Origin of the sequence: Prevotella sp. P6B4, assembly GCF_000619985.1 — a bacterium.
Lineage (GTDB): Bacteria > Bacteroidota > Bacteroidia > Bacteroidales > Bacteroidaceae > Prevotella.
This window is the reverse complement of the sequence record NZ_JHVE01000006.1, coordinates 129,637-149,395: the sequence shown is the minus strand read 5'-3', so window position 1 is coordinate 149,395 and position 19,759 is coordinate 129,637. Positions and strand designations below refer to the sequence as shown.

The following is a 19,759-nucleotide window of genomic DNA, read 5'->3' as shown; positions in this document are numbered from 1 at the left end:
CAAAAAAGGTGTATCTTTGCAGCCGATTACATAATTATGCAACAACCAAACTTAAATGAAATGAAAAAGATTCTATCGACCATTATGCTGACTATGTTCGGCGCAGTGATGATGATGGCTCAGATGCAGATGCCATCTATCCCAGTAGATCCCGATGTACGCATCGGAAAACTTGACAACGGATTGACTTATTACATCCGTCACAACAACTGGCCCGAGAACCGAGCTGAGTTCTATATTGCTCAGAGAGTTGGATCTATTCAGGAGAACGATGACCAGCGCGGTCTGGCTCACTTCCTTGAGCACATGGCCTTCAACGGTTCAAAACACTTTAAGGGCAACGAACTGCTGCGCTGGTGCGAAAGCATTGGTGTAAAGTTTGGTACAGACTTGAATGCATATACATCAATCGATCAGACCGTATATAATATCAGCAATGTCCCCACTACTCGCGAAGGCATCGTTGACTCATGCCTGCTGATACTCTTCGACTGGGCCGACGGTCTGCTGTTGGAGCAGGAAGAGATTGAGAAGGAGCGTGGTGTTATCCACGAGGAATGGCGCCTGCGCACCAGTGCTCAGCAGCGTATGCTGGAGCGCGACCTGCCCAAGCTCTATCCCGGTTCTAAGTATGGATACCGTATGCCTATCGGTCTGATGGAGATTATCGACAACTTTGAGCGTCCATTCCTGCAGGCTTACTATGAAAAGTGGTACCGTCCAGATAATCAGGGTATCATCGTGGTTGGTGATATAGACGTAGATAAGGTTGAGCAGAAGATTAAGAATCTGTTCTCAACCATCAAGTTGCCCGTTAACCCAGAGAAGGTAACCACTTACCCTGTACCCGACAATGCAGAGCCTATCATTGTGATTGACAAAGATAAGGAACAGCAGTACAACATCGTACAGGTTATGATGAAGCATGAAGCATTCCCCGATTCGCTGAAGGGAACTATGGCTTATCTGATTACCGACTATATTAAGGATGCAGCCACCTCTATGCTGAACGACCGTCTCAGGGAGTATTCACAGAAGCCCGAAAGTCCATTCCTGCAGGCCTTTGCCAGCGATGGCGCCTACCTGCTCTCAAATACTGTCGACGCTTTCAACCTGTCGTACCTGCCTAAGGACGGACAGGCCGAAACTGCATTGACAGCCGTTATGACCGAGGCACGCAGAGTTTCTCAGTTCGGCTTCACCCCAACAGAGTACAGCCGTTTCAAGGCCGACTACCTAAGCAACCTCGACAAGCAGTACTCTAACAAAGACAAGCGTTTCAACCGTCAGTTCGTCAACCAGTACGTACAGCACTTCCTGGAAAAAGAGCCTATCCCAAGCATCGATTACACTTACGAAACGATGAAACAGATTGTGCCCGTTATCCCCATAGAGGCCATCAACGGCGTAGTCAAAGAGCTCATCTCTCAGAAAGACAGCAATCTTGTTATTGTTAACTTCAACAACGAGAAAGAGGGCGCAACCTATCCTACCGAGGATGGTTTAAAGAAGGCTATTGCCACTGCGCGTGCCGCTCAGATAGAAGCTTACGTAGACAATGTAAAGGACGAGCCTCTCATGACCACTCTGCCTAAGAAGGGCACCATCAAGAAAGAGACAAAGAACGACCTGTTCGGCTATACCGAGCTGACACTTTCTAACGGCGTAAAAGTTGTGCTGAAGAAGACTGACCTCAAGAAAGATCAGGTTATCCTAAGAGGTGAAGGATTCGGAGGTTCTGCACTCTATGGCGAGAAGGACTTCGCCAACATCAAGATATTCGACGACGTCATCGACGCCAGCGGCCTCGGCAATTTCTCACACACTGAGCTCACCAAAGCACTGGCTGGTAAGATTGCCAACGTATCATTCTTAATGGGCACCAACCGCCAGCTTATCAGCGGCAGTTCGACACCAAAGGATGTAGAGACCATGCTCCAGTTGGTTTATCTCAGCTTCACCAACATCAATAAGGACCAGAAGTCGTTCGATAATCTGATGCAGACCACAGAGGTTAGTCTGAAGAACCGTCTGCTGCAGCCCGAGACTGTATTCAACGATTCAGTTCAAGCCACACTATCCTGCCACAACCTGCGCGACAAGTCACTGACAGTTGAGGATCTGAAGAACGTAAACTATGACCGCATTCTGCAGATAGCCAAGGAGCGCACTGCAAATGCAGCAGCATACGAATTCACCATCATTGGTAACTACGACGAGGGCACAATCCGTCCACTCATCGAGCAGTATCTTGGTTCACTACCTGCAAAGAAGAAGATAGAAAAGAGTAAGGATGTATCAAGCGACTTCAAGGGCAAGGTCATCAATAACTTCAAGCATAAGGCTGAAACACCAAAGGCCATTGCTGTGATGTACTGGTATTCTAAGCAGATTCCTTACACACTCGAGAACAGCATTAAGGCCACCATCGCAGGTCAGATTCTGAGCATGGAATATCTGAAGAAGATCCGCGAGGATGCCAGCGCAGCCTATACTGTAGGAGCCAGCGCAGGTGTCAGCCGCGACGACTTTGGCACAGAAGCTTTCATCTTTGTCCAGTGCCCTATGAAACCTGAGAAGGGTGACATTGCCTGCCAGATTATGCGCGACGAGGTAAACGCCATGGTTAAGACCTGTGATGCCGACAAATTGCAGAAGGTGAAGGAATACATCCTGAAGAATATGGGCGACCAGCGCAAGCAGAATAGCTACTGGCTGAACCGTATTGACACTTACCGCAAGTACGGTATCGATATGAACACCGACTTCGAGAAGGTGGTTAACGCCCAGACAACTGAGTCCATCTGTGCATTTGTAGCTGAACTGCTGAAAGCAGGTAACGCTGCAGAGGTGATCATGATGCCCGCAGAGTAATTAAAACAATTAATATAAAGAATGAGTTATCTATTTTCGTCAGAATCAGTATCTGAGGGCCATCCCGATAAGGTGGCCGATCAGATATCTGATGCAATACTTGACCAGTTCTTGGCATACGACCCGAAGGCGCGCTGCGCCATCGAGTCGTTTGTCACTACAGGTCAGGTTGTTATTATGGGTGAGGTCCGCAGTGATGTGTACATCGACCTGCAGACAATGGCCCGCAAGACCATTAAGCGCATTGGTTATACCAAGGCGGAGTATCAATTCGACGGCGATTCGTGCGGCATTCTGAGTGCCATCCACGAACAGAGTGCCGACATCAACCGTGGTGTCGACAACGGCAACGAGGATGAACAGGGAGCTGGCGACCAGGGCATGATGTTCGGTTATGCCACCAACGAGACTGAGAGTTATATGCCCGTCAGCCTCGATCTGGCCCATCTGATCATGCGTACGCTTGCAGACATCCGAAAAGAAGGTAAGGAAATGACTTACCTGCGTCCAGACTCAAAGAGTCAGGTTACCGTACAATACTCAGACGAGGGCATACCCGAGCGTATCGACACTATCGTCGTATCAACCCAGCACGACGAGTTCGATGAGGACGAGAAGATGCTAGCGAAGATCAAGGACGATGTCATCAATATTCTGATTCCAAGAGTAAAGAAACAAATCCACTCTCAAAAGGTACTCGACCTGTTCGGACTCGACATCAAGTACTACGTGAACCCCACTGGCAAGTTTGTGATTGGCGGCCCTCATGGAGATACAGGTCTGACCGGTCGCAAAATCATCGTAGACACCTATGGTGGTAAGGGAGCACACGGAGGTGGCGCATTCTCTGGTAAGGATTCGTCGAAGGTTGACCGTAGCGCAGCATACGCAGCGCGCCACATCGCCAAGAACATGGTAGCTGCCGGTGTTGCTGATGAAATGCTGGTACAGATTAGTTATGCCATCGGTGTAGCTAAGCCCATGAACATCTACGTTAACACCTACGGTCGCAGTAACGTACAGATGAGCGATGGCGAAATCGCCAAGAAGATAGAGAAGCTTTTCGATTTGCGTCCAAAAGCCATCGAGCGCACACTGAAGCTACGCCAGCCCATGTACAGCGAGACGGCTGCTTACGGACATATGGGACGTCAGAGCGAAGTGGTGAAGAAGACCTTTACCAGCCACTATCACGAGACCAAGACCATCGATGTAGAACTGTTTACATGGGAGAAATTAGACCGTGTAGACGATATCCGCAAAGAGTTCGGGCTGTAATCAGATATGCTGGAAAACGATAGCATCCTAACTACTATATCCACTGCCACAACAGATACAGTGGTAGTTCATTCGGCAAAACCGCAGACACCCTACGAGGTTCTGCGGTTATTGCCTAAAGATGCTACACCCGCTCAGCAAGACTCAGCCATTCAAGAATGGTTTGAACCGAAAGAGATTCATTATAGCAGTCGTCCCGACACGTTGCATCTACCCGGGCAAGAGATGCCACGTGACTTGAAGGAAGTAAGCCTGCCACACTACTACCGAGAGAATTTCTTCTCGAACAACGCGATGTATCATCCCGAATTGAGCATCGAACGCATTGGTGTCTCTGGCGCCCCTATTCCTTATACCATACAAAACGATAGCATTGTTACAGGTATCCTGATAGTTTGCTTTCTGCTTATCACATATACATTATCACGCATATCAGGATTCCTGATTCAACAAACAAAACATTTCTTTTCTACACAAAAAAGGAACCAGTCATTAACAGAAACTGGCAGTGAGATCAAATTCCAGTTCCTGTTCCTATTTATCACCTGCCAGCTATACGCACTCCTATACTATTTCTACACCAACCATTTCATTTCCAACACGTTCGTATTCTCATCGGAATACACACTACTCGTCATCTATGGAGCAACAATACTGGGCTACATGCTGGCAAGAATGGCTATTTATTCTATCGTCAATAACATCTTTTTTGATAGTAAGAAGAATTTACAGTTTCAAAGATCCATTCTCCTGATAACATCCCTCGAAGGGGTGGCACTATTCCCATTGGTATTACTCTTGGCATATTTCATGTTTTCACTCCAAAATGCCATCTATTATACCGCAATTATCGTTATTTTAGCCAAAATTCTCACATTTTACAAGTCATTTTCCATCTTTTTTAAACAAAAAGGAGATTTTTTGCAAATAATTTTGTACTTTTGTGCCCTCGAAATGATGCCTTTAATGATGCTCTGGAGCGGATTACTGGTCATTACTGAAAATTTGAAAATAAATATTTAGGACACATATGATCAAAAAGATTTTGGTTTCACAACCTAAGCCATCAAGTGAGAAGTCGCCATATTTCGATATTGCGAACAAGTTTGGTGTTGAACTGGTTTTCCGTCCATTCATTAAAGTGGAAGCTATCAGTTCTAAAGATTTCCGTGCACAGAAGGTGAGCATTCTGGATCACACAGCCATCGTTTTCACCTCACGCCATGCTATTGACCATTTCTTCAATATGGCCAAGGAACTCAGAATTAATATTCCTGAGGACATGAAGTACTTCTGTGTAACTGAGACCATCGCATTGTACATCCAGAAATATGTGCAGTACAGAAAACGTAAGATCTTCTTTGGCGAAACTGGTCGCATCGACGATCTCATCCCAACGATGGTGAAGCACAAAACCGAAAAGTATCTCGTTCCCCTGAGCGATGTACATACAGACAGTCTGGCCAACCTGCTTGATTCAAAAAAGCTTCAGCACACAGAGTGTGTTATGTACAAGACGGTAAGCAACGACTTTACCGAAGAGGAGGTTAAGAACTTTGACTACGACATGCTGATTTTCTTCAGCCCTGCCGGCATTGAGTCGCTGACCAAGAACTTCCCCAACTTCAAACAGGACAAGATTGCTATCGCAACATTTGGTCCAGCCACTGCCAAGGCAGCCAAAGACGCAGGTCTGCGCTTGGATATCGAGGCTCCTAACGAGAAATACCCATCAATGACAGGTGCCCTGCAGCACTACCTATTTGAGATACAAGACTAAGAATTGATGACGACAGCGCCTACCTTCAGAAAAGAGGAGCGCATCGTCAGCAATGTGCTGATAGAGTCGCTCTTTGAAAAAGGCAATAGCCAGTCGCAGACTGCATTTCCACTAAAAGCTGTCTATCTGAAAACAGAGCTTCGTGAGGGATGTGCTCCTGTACAGCTACTGATTAGCGTGCCCAAAAAACGCTTTAAGCACGCTGTTGACAGGAATAGAATAAAACGCCAGGTACGTGAAGCCTATCGCAAAAACAAGTCGCTACTTGAAGGTACCATTGAGGAAGGACAGATGCTACTGATAGCGATTATCTGGTTAACCGACAAACATTTTGCCACCAAGGAGGTTGAAAAGAAAATCATCAGCATTTTGAAGCAAATAGCCAGATAAAAACATGAAAAGGCTACTGCATTTCATCTCTTGGCTACTGGTACTACCCATCCGCTTTTACCAGATTTGCATCTCACCACTGCTTGGTCCTTCCTGCCGGTTCACTCCAACATGCAGCGAATATGCGAAACAGGCCATTCTGAAGCACGGACCTATTAAGGGCTTAGGATTGGCCATTTGGCGGATATTAAGATGTAACCCATGGGGGGGCTCGGGCTACGATCCAGTCCCTTAATAATAAATAAGTATAAAGATGAAGAACTTTGTAGAAGAACTCAAATGGCGCGGTATGCTGGCTCAGATGATGCCAGGAACAGAAGAACTGCTCCAGAAAGAAATGGTAACAGCCTATCTGGGTACTGACCCTACAGCCGACTCGTTACATATCGGACACTTGTGCGGCATCATGATGCTCCGCCACCTACAGCGTTGCGGACACCGTCCTGTTATCCTTGTCGGTGGTGCCACAGGTATGATTGGCGACCCTTCAGGTAAAAGCCAGGAGCGTAATCTGCTTAACAACGAAACATTATATCACAACCAAGAATGCATCAAAAAGCAGGTAGCCAAGTTCCTTGATTTTGATTCAAAGGAGCCAAATGCTGCACTGATGGTCAATAACTACGACTGGATGAAGGATTTTACTTTCCTTGATTTTGCACGCGAAGTTGGTAAACATATCACTGTTAACTACATGATGGCTAAGGAAAGTGTACAGCAGCGTCTGAACGGAACTGCTCGCGATGGTTTGTCATTCACCGAGTTCACCTATCAGTTACTGCAGGGTTATGACTTCCTGTATCTCTATCAGCACTATGGTGTAAAACTTCAGTTAGGTGGCAACGACCAGTGGGGTAACATGACCACCGGCACTGAACTGATTCGCCGCACATTAGGCAACGAAGTAGAGACATTCGCACTGACCTGTCCGCTAATCACCAAGAGCGACGGTAAGAAGTTCGGCAAGACCGAGAGTGGCAATATCTGGCTCGATCCTCAGCGCACAACTCCATATAAGTTCTACCAGTTCTGGCTCAACGTCAGCGACGACGATGCTGAGCGCTATATCAAGATCTTTACATCGCTTGAGAAAGACGTTATCGATGCCCTCATTGAGGAGCACAAGCAGGACCCAGGCCGTCGTGTTCTTCAGAAGCGCCTGGCCGAAGAGGTTACCGTACTGGTACACTCACAGGAAGCTCTTAACACTGCCATTGAGGCATCAAACATCCTGTTTGGAAAATCTACCAAAGAAGGACTGGAGAAGCTCGACGAGCAGACACTGCTTGACGTATTCGATGGTGTACCTCAGTTTGAGATTTCAAAAGACCAGTTAGGTCAGCCCGCTATCGAACTGCTGACAACTGTAGCTCCCGTATTCCCATCAAAAGGCGAGATGCGTAAGATGGTTCAGGGCGGCGGTGTATCGCTGAACAAAGAAAAGATTACCGATCAGAACCGTGCCATCACGGCCGAAGATCTGATTGACGGCAAGTATCTTTTGGCACAAAAGGGCAAAAAGAATTATTACTTGCTGATAGTTAAGTAATATTTGGCTGCAAAATTTGGTACTTCAAAAAAAACTTCGTACCTTTGCAGCCACATACTCTTGGACGATGGTGTAATGGTAACACTACAGGTTTTGGTTCTGTCATTCCCGGTTCGAATCCGAGTCGTCCAACTACTTTCAAACAACTTCTAAAACAATAAGTTATGGCAAATCTTTTTTCACTTGAAGGTAAGAATGCCTGGATTACAGGTGCATCTTACGGTATTGGTTTCAACATCGCCAAGGCTTTTGTAGCTGCAGGTATCAAGAACATCATCTTCAACGACATCAACGAAGCTGCTCTTGAACGCGGTCTGGCCAACTACAAAGAGGCAGGTATTGAGAACGTAAAGGGCTATGTATGCGATGTTACTGACGAGAACGCTGTCAAGGCTCTCGTCGAGAAGATTCATGCAGAAGTTGGCCAGATTGACATTCTGGTTAACAATGCAGGTATCATCAAGCGCATCCCGATGCACGAAATGAAGCGTGCCGAGTTCCAGCAAGTTATTGATGTAGACCTGGTGGCTCCTTACATCGTATCAGCAGCTGTACTGCCTGAGATGATGGAGCGCCGCGAAGGCAAAATCATCAATATCTGCTCTATGATGTCTGAGTTAGGACGCGAAACAGTATCTGCCTATGCAGCTGCTAAGGGCGGTCTGAAGATGCTCACACGAAATATCTGCTCAGAATACGGTGAATACAACATCCAGTGTAATGGCATCGGCCCAGGCTACATTGCAACCCCACAGACAGCACCTCTGCGTGAGAAGCAGCCCGATGGCAGCCGTCACCCATTCGACAGCTTTATCTGCGCCAAGACGCCTGCTGGTCGTTGGCTTGATCCCTCTGAGCTAGGTGGCCCCGCTGTATTCCTGGCTTCACACGCCTCTGATGCAGTAAACGGACATGTACTTTATGTAGATGGTGGTATTCTGGCTTACATTGGCAAGCAGCCTAAATAAATGCTTCATAGCATCATAAAATAATGGGGATCCTTTTCAGGGTCCCCATTAAATTTTTATTTACAATAGATTTACTTGATTGCATCAGCGAGCTCAGCACCAGCCTTGAACTTAGCAACCTTTTTAGCAGCAATCTTAATCTTCTGCTTTGTCAGAGGATTGATACCCTCACGAGCAGGGCGCTCATTTACGCTGAATGTACCGAAACCTACGAGAGCAATTTTGTCACCCTTTACGAGAGCGTCCTTAATAGCTGCTACTGTTGCGTCGAGAGCCTTCTTTGCGTCAACCTTAGAAATGCCAGCACCTGCTGCAATCTTCTCTACTAATTCTGTTTTGTTCATAATTTTAAAAATTTAAAGAATTATTTAATAGTAATAACCGTTGTTTAGTCGATTTCTTTGGCAAATATAAAGCAAAGTCTTCAAACAAACAACAAAAAAACAGAAAAAATTCACTTTTTAATAAAAAATAGTTGTTATCACGCGTATTTTGGCCTTAAAAACAGATATTTTTCGTAATTTTGCCGCCAAAAGATGACAATAGGCTTAATTGCCGAATTGAAAACAGTTAATACAGTAAATGATATGATGTTCCGTATACCAACTATCACAAAGAATCTGCTGATCATTAATCTGATCGCATTCTTAGCCACTAAGGTTCTACTACTGCGTGGTATCGATTTAGCAGATATTGGAGGTCTTCACTTCTTCATGGCGAACGACTTTCATCTCTATCAATTCGTTACCTATCTATTTCTTCATGCCAACTTCATGCATATTCTGAGTAATATGTTCGGACTATGGATGTTTGGTTGTGTGATAGAAAACGTCTGGGGGCCGAAAAAATTCCTTTTTTATTACATATCATGCGGTATAGGAGCTGGTTTATTGCAGGAAATCGCACAGTTAGGCCAGTTCTACTTTGCCATCACAGCTCAGGATCCAAGCGTATCATTCGGCGAAATCTTTGCTATCGGCGAGCAACTGAGCGGTCAGCTCAATACGTGGACCACTATTGGTGCGTCAGGTGCCGTCTATGCAGTCATTCTGGCATTCGGCATGACCTTCCCTAACGAACGACTGTTTATCATCCCCTTTCCCTTCCCTATCAAAGCTAAATGGTTTGTACTGGGTTATGTCGCCATAGAATTCTTCTCAGCATTAGGTTCAAGCGGCGATGGGGTAGCACATACAGCCCATCTGGGTGGCATGCTCTTCGGATTCCTGATGATTCGTTACTGGAGACGCCATCCAAATTCTGGATTTGATCGTGGTCGTGGTCAGCAGTTCTTTGAGAATCTGAAACGCAACTTTGAGCAGCGCCAGCATCGTAGTGGATATAACAATCCCAATATGCATGCTAATCAAAGCAGTAGTTCCAAAGAGGCTGATATGGAATACAATGCCCGCAAACGACAGAATCAGGAGGAAATAGATGCCATTCTCGACAAAATACGTAAGAGTGGCTATGATAGTTTGACAAAAGAAGAGAAGAAAAAACTCTTCGACGCAAGTAATCAGTCATGATTAAACAACTGAAATCCTTTACCATCAACATGATTGCAGGAGCCAATGTAGCTACTGTCTTGTTGATGATAATGGCTGGATATGCCGATCGTATCAATCCTGTGGAACATCCGATGCTATCGTGCATCGGCATGATCTTTCCTGGGTTTCTGATTGCCAACATGCTATTCCTGTTCTTCTGGCTGACCTTCAAGTGGAAGAAAGCATGGATTCCTATTGTGGGATACATCATTGTTTATGCCCCAATAACGCTCTACATGCCCTTACATACAACACAGACAACCCCCGACGGGTGTATCAAGGTGATTTCCTACAACGTCTGTCAGTATACTGGCAACAACAAGTACGAGCAAGGCTTTGAGAAGATTTACGGATATCTGAAGGAACAGGATGCCGATATAGTTTGCCTACAGGAGGATGTTGACACTTGGCGCAGATACGTCAAGCAATGGTACGAAAAAATATACCCTTACAACGACACCACCATCTTCAACCCCAACGGCGTATGCAGAAATGGAGTTGGTATACATACCAGATATCCCATTATCAAGAAGGAACGCATAGACTATGAGTCATCAGCAAATGGTTCCGTAGCCTATTTCCTGAAAGTAAATAGCGATACCATATTAGTCATCAACAACCATCTGGAGGGCACTCATCTTTCCACAGAAGACCGTGAGAAATACAAGCAGATAATTAGCGGAAGCATGGAGAAAGACACAGCTAAGGCCGAAACCCTGTTTCTGATAGAGAAACTAGGCAAATACGCTGCGAAACGTGCCCCTGAGGCCGAGGCAGTACATGCATACATCGAAGCCCATCGCCAATACCCGATCATCGTGTGTGGCGACTTCAACGACAACCCTATTTCCTACTCTCGCCGCACCATTGCACAAGGGTTAACAGACTGCTATCAAACGACAGGAAGAGGTATCGGTTTGTCATATAATCAGAAAGGATTTTTCGTACGAATCGACCACATCTTAGTGTCTGATCACTTTGGCCCATACAACTGCCATATTGATAGTAAAATGGACGCTAGCGACCATTATCCTATCATCTGCGCCTTAAAAATGGAAGGTAATCCCTAAAAATGAGTGATTTTTTGCCAATAAATTTTTCCTTGTGTAAAAAAATGCCTATATTTGCACGCTATTTTATACGCGAACAGAAAATAATATAAATATATAATAATTAAAAACAAAATGCAAAACAAAGGAATTGTAAAATTTATCGCAGTGCTTCTGATTCTCGTGTGCTGCTTCTACCTTTCCTTCTCGTTCGTAACACGCCATTACGAAAGTAAGGCTGCTGCTATGGGTGAAGAGGCAGGTGCGGAGTACCTCGACTCAATCAACAACGAGAAGGTGTACATGGGTATCTATTCTCTGAAGCAGTGCCGTGAGATGGAGATTGGCCTGGGTCTTGACCTGAAAGGCGGTATGAACGTAATTCTGGAGGTATCAGTACCTGATGTGGTTGACGTATTGGCTGACCACAAGACAGATGCTGCTTACAAGAAGGCCATGGAACTGGCCAAGAAGGAAGAAGAGACCAGTCAGAACGACTTCATCTCTCTGTTCGTGAAGTATTGGAAACAAGAAGGCAACGGTCGTCCCCTTGCAGCTATCTTCGCTACCCAGCAGATGAAGGGCAAGGTTAGCACCTCGTCGAGCGACTCTGAGGTTGAAAACGCACTGCGTACTGAGGTACAGAGTGCCGTTGACAACTCATTCAACGTCGTTCGTAACCGTATCGATAAGTTCGGTGTTGTTCAGCCAAACATCCAGAAGCTTGAGGGTCAGAGCGGCCGTATCATGGTCGAGATGCCTGGTATTAAGGAGCCTGAGCGTGTTCGTAAGTTGCTTCAGGGTTCAGCCAACCTTGAGTTCTGGGAGACATACAACTCACAGGAGGTTACTCCTCTGCTGGCTCAGCTGAATCAGCGCTGGGGTGCTCAGGGCGATGTTGATGCCGATACTACTGCTGTTGACAGCGCTGCCACTGCAGCTGTTGCTGATAGCGCCAAGGCCACTACTGGCGATCTGGCTGCTAAGCTGGCTAAGAAGGACAGCAAGGACACCAAGGCTGTTGAGATGGCTAAGAAGCAGAATCCTCTCTTCTCTATCTTCCAGCCCACACAGGGTAACACCCTCGCTGTAGTTGGTTATGCTAATGCTCGCGATACCGCCGAGATTAACAAGATTATCTACTCTGAACTTGCTGGTCGTATCTTCCCTGCAGAGTTGAAGCTCCGCTGGGGTGCTAAGCCTGAGGACTTCGGAGGACAGAATACCAAGGGTGATATCTTTGAGCTCTATGCTCTGAAGATTACAGAACCTTCAGGTCGTGCTCCACTGGAGGGTGACGTGATTACTTCTTCTAAGGACGACTTCGACCAGATGGGTCACCCCTCTGTATCAATGCAGATGAACTCTGACGGTGCTCGTCGCTGGAGCCAGATTACCAAGCAGAACATCGGTAAGGCCGTAGCTATCGTGCTCGATGACGCCGTTTATTCTGCTCCTCGTATCCTCACTCAGATCGATGGTGGTAACTCACAGATTACTGGTAACTTCACCATCGAGGACACCAAGGACTTGGCAAACACACTGAACTCTGGTAAGATGCCAGCTCCTACCCGTATCGTACAGGAGGAGGTTGTAGGTCCTTCACTGGGTGCTCAGTCAATCCAGCAGGGTATCATCTCATTCATCGTAGCTTTCGTGCTGCTGATGATCTACATGATTATGCTTTACGGCTTCGTTCCAGGTATCCTCTCAGATATCGCTCTGCTGTTCAACCTGTTCTTCACACTGGGTATCCTCACATCGTTCCAGGCTGCTCTTACAATGCCTGGTATCGCCGGTATCGTACTGACACTGGGTACTGCTGTGGATGCTAACGTGCTTATCTACGAGCGTATCAAGGAAGAGCTGAAGAAGGGTCTGGGTGTAAAAGAGGCTCTGAACAAGGGTTACTCTAACGCTTTCAGCGCCATCTTCGACTCTAACTTCACATCACTGATCACAGGTATCATCCTGCTCTACTTCGGTACAGGTCCTGTTAAGGGCTTCGCTACCACATGGATCATCGGTATCGTGATTTCATTCTTCACAGCCGTTTACCTCACTCGTGTGGCTTACGATGCAATGCTTTCTAAGGACAAGTGGACTAACCTCACCTTCGTAACAGGTTACTCTAAGAACCTGATGCAGAACGCCAAGTTCAACTTCATGGGTTCTTATAAGAAGTCTTACACTATCTGGATTGTATTTGCAATTATCTGCTGCATTTCGTTCTATGTTCGTGGTTTGAGCCAGAGCATTGACTTCACTGGTGGTCGCAACTATGTTGTAACACTCGACAAGCAGACTCCTGTTGAGGATGTTCGTAAGGCTATGGCTGGTGCATTCATCAACACTATCGGCGAGAAGGCTAACCAGGAGGCTAACACATCTGTTATCGCCCTGGGTACTGATGGCAAGACCGTTCGTATCTCTACCAACTGGGATATCGAGTCAAACAATCCTGAGGTTGACGACAAGGCTGAGACAATCCTGTTCAACTCTCTGAAGAAGGCTGGTCTTGTTAGTCAGGAGAGCGCAGATAAGTTCAAGAATCCTGATGTTCGCGAGGGTGGTTCAATCATCAGCTCTGCTAAGGTTGGTCCTTCAGTAGCTAAGGATATCACTCGCGGTGCTTACATCAGTGTAGCAATCGCTCTGTTTGCTATCTTCTTCTACATCCTGCTCCGCTTCCGCAACATGGCATTCTCTATTGGTGCTGTTGCTGCTCTGGCTCTCGATGCTCTGCTCGTAATCGGTGTTTACTCACTGTGCTGGGGTTGGGTTCCAATGTCGCTCGAGATCGACCAGGTATTCATCGGAGCTATCCTGACCGTTGTAGGTTACTCTATCAACGATAAGGTGGTAGTATTCGACCGTATCCGTGAGAACCTCGGTCTGTATGGCAAGCGCGATCGTCAGCAGCTGTTCAACGACTCACTGAACCAGACACTGGCTCGTACCATCAACACCTCTGTAACCACACTGATCGTGCTGTTGGCTATCTTCATCCTCGGTGGTGATAGCATCCGCTCGTTCTCTCTGGCTATGATTCTGGGTGTTGTATTCGGTACCCTGAGTTCGCTCTTCATCGCTGCTCCTACAGCATTCCTTTGGATGGGTCGTACCATCAAGGAGGACGAAGTAGAGGTTGCTGAGCAGAAGTAAACATACTCATCGCATATAAAAAAGAGCTGCGTTCCTGATGGAATGCAGCTCTTTTTTCGTACCCCGACCGCGAATCGAACGCGGAACTAAGTCTTAGGAGGACCTTGTTATATCCATTTAACTATCAGGGCGCGTGTTCTTTCGTGTGCAAAGGTACGAGATTTTTAGCAATCAGCCAAACTATTGGGCGAATTTTTGATTGAAATAGTCGAATTGAGCATACGAAGATGTCTGGCTCTTAGCAGACGTTTTGCCTGTAGGAATGTAATTAAACAGTCCAACCCGGATACCTTTCCAATAACCGCCGCGCATGGCGAATGCCGAACCAGCAGGCTGATAATGCTCTCCATCTATACTATAATAAAATAGGTGGCGATTCTGCTCGCAATCGTTAGTTACCTTGAACCACACTTCCTGATAGCTACCCTTGGCGATGAGCTTACGCTGTCCACCAAACTCGGTAAACACACCATCCTTACACAGCCCTACCCCACAGAACAACTTACCTGAGCAGAAAAGTCCTGCATAACTGTCACCTTTAATGCTTACCTTGGTAATGCTCTCACTCTGATAGCCAATCACCTTCTGAGTAAGCATATTGCGGACCTGTTTCAAGCTATCGGCAGGCATGGCCTTGAGTGTGAGCCAACCTTTACGATCGATGAGATTCCAATGCGTATCAACCGGATTATGATTCCATTGCCAATGCAGTCCTAAGGCGCCATTAAAGTCGTCACAGGTCTGGAAACTGGCAGTTCCTACCGAAGAAACAGGCTTTTTCCAGGCAGCCACAGGTTCGCCTATACCGTTCTTATCATAATCGACACCTATCACAGGCCAATCGGCTTCCCAACGAGCCGGTTGTAGATGAACCACACGACCTAATACTGGTGTTTCCTGAAAGTGGAAGAACCACCACGAGCCATCAGGCGCATCGACCAAAGCACCTTGGTGAGGACCATTAATAGTAGTTGAACCCTGCTCTAACACAACACGACGCTCATAGGGGCCATAAATGTTACGTGCACGTAACACCGTTTGCCAACCTGTACCAACACCTCCCTCAGGTATAATGAGATAGTACCAGCCATTGCGCTTCATAAACTTAGTACCCTCAGCGACAGGACCTTCATACACCGTTTTCCCCTCATCAAGCAATGTTTTGCCATCGGGCGACATGCGATGCACAATAATAGGACCAGCGCCATGCTGACTGCGCCCTAAATAAGCCTGTCCGTCCTCGTCCCAGAACGGACAAGGGTCTTCCCACTTAGCCACACGCTTCACCAGATGCAGCGGTGCCCAAGGCCCCGCAGGATTAGTGGCAGTTGACATATAGAGCCCTTCATCGGGTGTACAGAAATAAACGTAGTACAATCCATTGTGATAGCGAATGCTGGGTGCCCACGAGCCGCCAGCGTAATGCTGATTGGTATCCCAGCCAGGCTCGTTAAAACGACGATATATCTGAGAAATATAACGCCAGTTCACCATATCGTCACTCTCCAGCACCTGCATACCCATAAAATGAAAATCAGAAGCCACCATATAGAATTTGTTACCTACACGAATCACATCAGGATCAGAAAAATCGGCATTCAACACAGGATTACGATAGGTTCCATCACCTTGATCGCCCCACCCCTCGGTATCAACTGCTACAAAATCTGGACGCACATCCTCATCAATTGTAAATACACGGATATTTGAGAACTGCACATCACGTGCATGGCGCACAAAGAAGCCTTTGGCTGGCAGATTGCCCCACATCGTGGCCTCTGGGTAGCTGGCAGCTTTTTCATCGGCGATAGAATCGGCAATTTCGGCTAATTGAGTCGTTTTTACCCCACCTTTATGATGCAAAGATATATTAGACAGGTACACATGACGAACGGGATGACCAGGCAATCCTGTAATAGAACACCCCATAGAACCGGCATTGCGAATCTGAATATTGTTGATATGCACACCATCTATCGAGCCTACATGATTGATATGCTGCCCAGTTTTATAGCCACGTCCACGATGGCCCAAGCGCACAAAGATCGGCGATTCGGTCCCTTCGATGGTGAAATCGGCAATTGTCACATTCTCGAGTACACCGCCATCCACAATCTCAAGCGAGATAGCCGATGAACCAATCCACTGTCCAAAGAACTTCTCCTGCTGGTCGTAGCTAGGCTTTACCACAATGCCGCTGATATTGATATTGCGGAAGCCACCATTGGTCTCGGTACCCAATTTAACAGCATTGCAATGGCTCGACACCACACAATCGCTGATGCGCACGTTTTCACAAAGACGAGGCGAAGTACTCTTCAATGTGATTCCATCATCATCGCTATCAGCTATCATGCCACGCACAATCACCTCGTGACAGCCATCAATATCCAACGCGTCATTATTATAGTTATTCCGATTAAAAACCTTGATTCCATCGATTGTCAAACGATCACACGCCAGATAATGCTGCATCCAACAACCCGAATTACGCAAGGTAACACCTCGCACCAGCACATCTTGACTCTGAATAAACCGCAGCAGATGCGGACGGGTGATACCTTCATCATTCCAAGAGAGTTTCTTAAAGGCACGTCCACGACCATCTATCGTTCCCAAGCCATCTATTGATACATCTTTAACACCATCCGCATAAATGAGTTGAATGGTTGTTGTCTGAGTTCGAAGGGATAAATAGTCAGATTTCATCGGGATGTAATCTGCTAATCTGGTACTACCATAAAGCGTGGCCCCCTGCTCCAGATAAAGATGCACATGACTCCTTAATACAATTGTACCTATCTTATATGAACCGGCAGGTACGATAACTCTACCACCTCCATGCGCCGCACATTGGTCTATCGCCTTCTGAACAGGCAGGGTACTGAGCACTGTGGTGTCGTTTACGGCGCCATAAGCCAACACATTATAATCGGCTGCATACGCAGATGCTGCGCACAAAGACAACCAAATAGTTACAATTACTTTCATATATGTTGCAAAGTTAAACATTTCCCGTCAAAAAGCTCATATAAAACTGATTATTTTACTAACTTTGCACATATTTTTTCACAAAACACAATCAACAAAATGAAGAAACTTCTTATGCTACCCATTCTGTTGCTGACCGTTCTTTCTGCTCAGGCACAGAATCCGTATCTCCCACTTTGGGAACATCTGCCCGATGGCGAGCCCCGCGTGTTCGAGGATCCCGACCAGCCAGGCAAGTACCGCGCCTATATCATAGGCTCACACGACGTGAATTATACAGCCTACTGCGGTCCCGACATCCGCATGTGGTCGGCCCCAGTTGAGGACCTCACAAAGTGGCGCGACGAAGGACCTATTTTCTCGTGGTATATTGACGGCCAGTGGGACACTATGTTTGCACCCGACCTAGTAGAAGTGAAAGACAAGGCCACCGGCAAAAAGACCTACTACCTCTACCCCCACTCTCGTGGCTGGCAGCGTGTGCCTATGGTCTGCAAGAGCGATCGTCCCAACGGTCCCTTCACACCAATCAACCTCACAGAAGACGGTCGCAGATGTCTACCTGGTTCGCTGATTGACTTCGACCCATCTGTATTCATCGAGACTATTACCAACAAAAAGGATCCCGACTATGCCAAGGGATTCCGTGCATACGTATTCTATGGTTTCCAGCACTCTACTGCTTGTGAGCTCGACCAGAACAGCATGTACTCAAAGCGCGAGGGAACAGAAACTATCGACCCATTCATCCCTGCTGTAAGTGCCGACGGACGACTGCTCGACAAGCCTGGCTCTGAGTATAAAGCTCTGTACAAGGGTCAGGACCCAAAGGATTTCAACTTCTTCGAGGCTTCGTCTATCCGTCAGGTGGGCAACAAGTACGTAATGGTATTCTCAGGCTACTCTGGTAAGGAGTATGGTCTGGGCAACACCAACAGCGCACTTCGCTATGCCTACGGCGATTCACCACTCGGCCCTTGGCGTTCAGGTGGTGTATTGGTCGACTCTCGTGGTGTAGTACTCAATGAAGACGGTTCAAAGCTGATTACTACCAATGCAGGTCACAATACCCACGGTTCGCTGCAGGAGATTAACGGTCAGTGGTACGTATTCTACCATCGTCCTCCACGCGGTTTCGGATATGCCCGTCAGGCTATGGTAGCCCCTGTAAAGATTACATGGGACAAGAAGCCAGTAGCAAAGGGAGGTGTAGTTAAGATTACAGGCTATGATCCATATACCGACAAAGCCGGCAACAACGTATGGACAGCTAAGGCTACAGATGGTACAGAATATACTGGAGCAGAGGTAACATCAGAAGGATTCCAGATTTACGGTCTGCCTCCATACGCATATTACTCAGCAGGTATCGCCTGCTTTATGACAGGAGGCACCAACAGCAACGAGTGGATGCAGGACAACCACGATGTGTGGAATAATTCTATGGACCTGGCAGGTATAACCAATAAAGGCATCGTGGGATTCAAGTACTTCGGCTTTGGCGGATTGGTACAGGATACCAAGGGCCTCAAGGCATTCAAGGGAGCTCAGAAGGGCGACAAGACAATGATTAACCTCAACCTTACCACAGGTGGACATGGTGCATTCAAGATTCATGTGATGCTCGATGACCCCTGGAAGGGCAAGGAGATTGCTACTTTCGGTATCCCTGCCGATGCCCCCAAAGCAGCCATGATGTATCAGGCAGCAGTGCCTGAGGTAGAAGGTCTTACAGGCAAACATGCCATCTATCTTGTAGCTGATGGACCAGAAGTAAAGGCTCCTGAGCGTCCTCGTTGGGGCGCTCCACGTGGTCCTCAGCGCCCACAGGGATTGTTCGATCTTCACGGAATCGGATTCTCAAAGGCAGGCGAGAAGTTCGAGGCTCCTGTGGTGCCTCAGGTCACCATCACCGTCGATGGCCAACCACTGGTTATCCCACAGAATCCTGTCTTCTTTACCAATCTCAATGGCTATGCAGAGTGTAACCGCTATCAGGTACACGGAAAAGTGAGCGACAACTCACGCATTGTTGCCACATCAAATGCACCTGGAGTAAAGTTTGAGATAAGCAAAGTTGTAGAAGGACGTGCCACGATTAAGGCTACCTACAACGGCCTTACAAAGGTATTCCTCATCAACTAACAGTGTTGAGCTAATCTCTT

The 19,759-nt window shown here is 46.9% G+C and carries 14 protein-coding genes and 1 tRNA gene; 13 read left to right on the top strand and 2 right to left on the bottom strand.

Annotation, left to right across the window (positions count from 1 at the left end; genetic code table 11):
* Positions 1–60 precede the first annotated feature (60 nt).
* From T491_RS0105815 to T491_RS0105780, 9 genes are all read left to right on the top strand, one after another.
* Positions 61–2,874, top strand: a complete 2,814-nt coding sequence (locus tag T491_RS0105815) for a pitrilysin family protein (protein WP_081773261.1) — start codon at positions 61–63, stop codon at positions 2,872–2,874.
* Between the two features lie 21 nt (positions 2,875–2,895).
* Positions 2,896–4,152: a methionine adenosyltransferase gene (metK, locus tag T491_RS0105810; RefSeq protein WP_028903050.1), complete on the top strand. Its 1,257-nt coding sequence runs from the start codon at positions 2,896–2,898 to the stop codon at positions 4,150–4,152.
* Positions 4,153–4,158: 6 nt separating this feature from the next.
* The gene (locus T491_RS0105805) at positions 4,159–5,175 is read left to right on the top strand and encodes a DUF4271 domain-containing protein (protein WP_028903049.1); all 1,017 of its coding nucleotides are present in this window, start codon (positions 4,159–4,161) and stop codon (positions 5,173–5,175) included.
* A 7-nt stretch (positions 5,176–5,182) separates the two neighbouring features.
* Complete coding sequence (locus tag T491_RS0105800) at positions 5,183–5,932, top strand: uroporphyrinogen-III synthase (RefSeq protein WP_028903048.1); 750 nt, start codon at positions 5,183–5,185, stop codon at positions 5,930–5,932.
* Between the two features lie 6 nt (positions 5,933–5,938).
* Complete coding sequence (gene rnpA, locus T491_RS0105795; RefSeq protein WP_028903047.1) at positions 5,939–6,322, top strand: ribonuclease P protein component; 384 nt, start codon at positions 5,939–5,941, stop codon at positions 6,320–6,322.
* Between the two features lie 4 nt (positions 6,323–6,326).
* Positions 6,327–6,557 carry a membrane protein insertion efficiency factor YidD gene (gene yidD / locus T491_RS17345; RefSeq protein ID WP_081773257.1) on the top strand — a complete coding sequence of 77 codons (231 nt, stop codon included), beginning with the start codon at positions 6,327–6,329 and terminating at the stop codon, positions 6,555–6,557.
* A gap of 18 nt (positions 6,558–6,575) precedes the next feature.
* Positions 6,576–7,871: a tyrosine--tRNA ligase gene (tyrS, locus tag T491_RS0105790; protein ID WP_028903046.1), complete on the top strand. Its 1,296-nt coding sequence runs from the start codon at positions 6,576–6,578 to the stop codon at positions 7,869–7,871.
* A gap of 61 nt (positions 7,872–7,932) precedes the next feature.
* A tRNA-Gln gene (locus tag T491_RS0105785) sits at positions 7,933–8,003 on the top strand.
* Between the two features lie 32 nt (positions 8,004–8,035).
* Positions 8,036–8,839 carry a gluconate 5-dehydrogenase gene (locus T491_RS0105780; protein ID WP_028903045.1) on the top strand — a complete coding sequence of 268 codons (804 nt, stop codon included), beginning with the start codon at positions 8,036–8,038 and terminating at the stop codon, positions 8,837–8,839.
* 71 nt (positions 8,840–8,910) lie between these two features.
* On the opposite strand, the gene T491_RS0105775 is transcribed toward T491_RS0105780, so the two are convergent.
* Positions 8,911–9,183: an HU family DNA-binding protein gene (locus T491_RS0105775; RefSeq protein ID WP_028903044.1), complete on the bottom strand. Its 273-nt coding sequence runs from the start codon at positions 9,181–9,183 to the stop codon at positions 8,911–8,913.
* A 246-nt stretch (positions 9,184–9,429) separates the two neighbouring features.
* Here T491_RS0105775 and T491_RS0105770 point away from each other — a divergent pair, with 246 nt between their 5' ends.
* The 3 genes from T491_RS0105770 to secDF all read left to right on the top strand — a co-directional run bounded on the left by T491_RS0105770 (position 9,430) and on the right by secDF (position 14,603).
* Positions 9,430–10,368 carry a rhomboid family intramembrane serine protease gene (locus T491_RS0105770; protein ID WP_028903043.1) on the top strand — a complete coding sequence of 313 codons (939 nt, stop codon included), beginning with the start codon at positions 9,430–9,432 and terminating at the stop codon, positions 10,366–10,368.
* Positions 10,365–11,459 (top strand): endonuclease/exonuclease/phosphatase family protein, encoded by a 1,095-nt coding sequence (locus tag T491_RS0105765; protein ID WP_028903042.1) that lies wholly within the window; start codon positions 10,365–10,367, stop codon positions 11,457–11,459. The genes T491_RS0105770 and T491_RS0105765 overlap by 4 nt, the downstream gene beginning before the upstream one ends.
* A 114-nt stretch (positions 11,460–11,573) precedes the next feature.
* On the top strand, positions 11,574–14,603 hold the full coding sequence (secDF, locus tag T491_RS0105760) for a protein translocase subunit SecDF (protein ID WP_028903041.1): 3,030 nt from the start codon (positions 11,574–11,576) through the stop codon (positions 14,601–14,603).
* Positions 14,604–14,783: 180 nt separating this feature from the next.
* On the opposite strand, the gene T491_RS17340 is transcribed toward secDF, so the two are convergent.
* On the bottom strand, positions 14,784–17,594 hold the full coding sequence (locus T491_RS17340) for a family 43 glycosylhydrolase (protein WP_197018804.1): 2,811 nt from the start codon (positions 17,592–17,594) through the stop codon (positions 14,784–14,786).
* Between the two features lie 99 nt (positions 17,595–17,693).
* Here T491_RS17340 and T491_RS0105750 point away from each other — a divergent pair, with 99 nt between their 5' ends.
* Positions 17,694–19,739 (top strand): hypothetical protein, encoded by a 2,046-nt coding sequence (locus T491_RS0105750; protein ID WP_028903040.1) that lies wholly within the window; start codon positions 17,694–17,696, stop codon positions 19,737–19,739.
* The last annotated feature ends 20 nt before the right edge of the window (positions 19,740–19,759 follow it).

Coding starts and splice junctions, on each gene's coding strand:
- metK (WP_028903050.1), top strand. CDS start 2,896: ATGAGTTATCTATTTTCGTCAGAATCAGTATCTGAGGGCCATCCCGAT.
- T491_RS0105805 (WP_028903049.1), top strand. CDS start 4,159: ATGCTGGAAAACGATAGCATCCTAACTACTATATCCACTGCCACAACA.
- yidD (WP_081773257.1), top strand. CDS start 6,327: ATGAAAAGGCTACTGCATTTCATCTCTTGGCTACTGGTACTACCCATC.
- T491_RS0105815 (WP_081773261.1), top strand. CDS start 61: ATGAAAAAGATTCTATCGACCATTATGCTGACTATGTTCGGCGCAGTG.
- T491_RS17340 (WP_197018804.1), bottom strand. CDS start 17,594: ATGAAAGTAATTGTAACTATTTGGTTGTCTTTGTGCGCAGCATCTGCG.
- T491_RS0105770 (WP_028903043.1), top strand. CDS start 9,430: ATGTTCCGTATACCAACTATCACAAAGAATCTGCTGATCATTAATCTG.
- secDF (WP_028903041.1), top strand. CDS start 11,574: ATGCAAAACAAAGGAATTGTAAAATTTATCGCAGTGCTTCTGATTCTC.
- tyrS (WP_028903046.1), top strand. CDS start 6,576: ATGAAGAACTTTGTAGAAGAACTCAAATGGCGCGGTATGCTGGCTCAG.
- T491_RS0105775 (WP_028903044.1), bottom strand. CDS start 9,183: ATGAACAAAACAGAATTAGTAGAGAAGATTGCAGCAGGTGCTGGCATT.
- T491_RS0105765 (WP_028903042.1), top strand. CDS start 10,365: ATGATTAAACAACTGAAATCCTTTACCATCAACATGATTGCAGGAGCC.
- T491_RS0105800 (WP_028903048.1), top strand. CDS start 5,183: ATGATCAAAAAGATTTTGGTTTCACAACCTAAGCCATCAAGTGAGAAG.
- T491_RS0105750 (WP_028903040.1), top strand. CDS start 17,694: ATGAAGAAACTTCTTATGCTACCCATTCTGTTGCTGACCGTTCTTTCT.
- T491_RS0105780 (WP_028903045.1), top strand. CDS start 8,036: ATGGCAAATCTTTTTTCACTTGAAGGTAAGAATGCCTGGATTACAGGT.
- rnpA (WP_028903047.1), top strand. CDS start 5,939: ATGACGACAGCGCCTACCTTCAGAAAAGAGGAGCGCATCGTCAGCAAT.